1 protein-coding gene is annotated in these 1,533 nt (G+C 47.1%); it reads right to left on the reverse strand.

Annotated features, from left to right (window positions below; translation table 11 throughout):
• Window positions 1-54 precede the first annotated feature (54 nt).
• Window positions 55-1,447 (reverse strand): IS3 family transposase gene (locus tag ACYVJM_RS32025; protein ID WP_461152196.1). Its coding sequence is split into 2 segments (ribosomal slippage): window positions 55-1,048 and window positions 1,047-1,447, totalling 1,395 coding nucleotides; the frame shifts between segments, so codons are not numbered across the junction.
• Window positions 1,448-1,533: the final 86 nt, after the last annotated feature.

The raw sequence follows: 1,533 nt of genomic DNA on the forward strand, positions 1-1,533 counted from the left end.
TGTATGTCGTCAAATGAAAGTGGACAGATGCGGGTGAAAAGAGAAGAGATACTTTTAAGCACTTTGAACTCGCTGAAAAATATGACTTTTCCGCCGTTGGGCCATCGTTAGCTGCTTGATTTTTTGCCGTTCAGCCACGATTTGCTCTTGGCGGCCCCAGTACGCATCGGCGGGACGTACATTCTCGAGTGACTCATGATAGCGTTGTTGATTATAATAATCGACCCACTCAGTTAAGCGCTTTCTTAACTCATCGGGACTATAGTAGTGCTCCAATAACAGCACATTTTTCATCGACCGGTGGTAACGTTCGATCTTTCCTTGAGTCATGGGATGAAACGGCGCACTGCGAATATGCTCAATGCTTTCCCCTTTCAAATAATCCTTCAGATACCGAGACACATAGGCAGACCCATTGTCCGACAGCATGCGGGGCCGTTGACCGCTTTTCAGACTGCTCGCTTTCAGAGCTGCTTGCATGGTGCGCTCCACGTCCGTTGCTTGCATACCTGGACACAATTCCCAGGCTAAAATGTAACGTGAATAGTCATCCAGCACTGTCGAGAGATAATACCAGCCCCAATACTTGATCTTAAAGTAGGTAAAGTCAGTCTGCCAGAGCTGGTTGGGTGCCGTAGTGGGGTTATAGAACTTATCAGCTGCTTCCATCAATCGGTAGGCTGGGGTCGTAATTAAACCTCGGCTTTTCAGGATACGATAAACCGTAGACTCCGATACAAACCACCCTTCATTATCAACAATATAACAGGCTAGTTCCCGACAAGATAGATCAGGCCGTTCGAAAGCTAACTCCACCACGCGCCCCTTTTCAGTGGGTGGTAATTGATTCCAGGCACTGGTCCGCCGATAAGCCGGATCAGCTAAGCCATCAAAGCCATCACTTAAATAGCGTTTGTACCATTCATAAAACGTTGATCGATTGATGCCTAACTCGCGAAGGGTGGCCTTGACACTTAAAGGTGACTGCTCGACCAAGGTAATGATTTCCATTTTTTCCGATTGGGTCATACGATGGTAGCGATTAGTCGTCGGCTCTAAGGTTTTTTTTTAATAGCCGATTCTCCAGGCTCAATTCGGCCACCAGTTGTTTGAGAGCTTCATTCTCAGACTTGATGGATTGGACTTCAGGCGCGGTGGCTTCTCGGGTGGTATCACCAGCCAAGCGCTTTTTGCCAGCTTCGAGAAATTCCTTGCTCCAACGGTAGTAAATATTGGTGTTGAGCCCTTCTCGTCGACAGATTTCAGCAACTGACTGTTCGCCTTGTAGGCCTTCCAAGACGATGCGAATTTTTTCTTCAGCCGTGTATTGTCGTCGGGTCTGTCGCTGGATGTCTTTAATGATAGATAGCGCGGGTTTGCGCTCAGAGGAAGTGGCGTGGGTCGTTTTGGAACGACTAGGCGGAGATTTTTTGGTTGAATTGGACATAACCAAGGGGATTTGAGTGAAACAATTTACTGAATTGTCTCTTCTCATTTTCATCCCATTTGTCCACTTTCATTTGACGACGTACA

It is taken from the genome of Spirosoma pulveris, assembly GCF_054781875.1.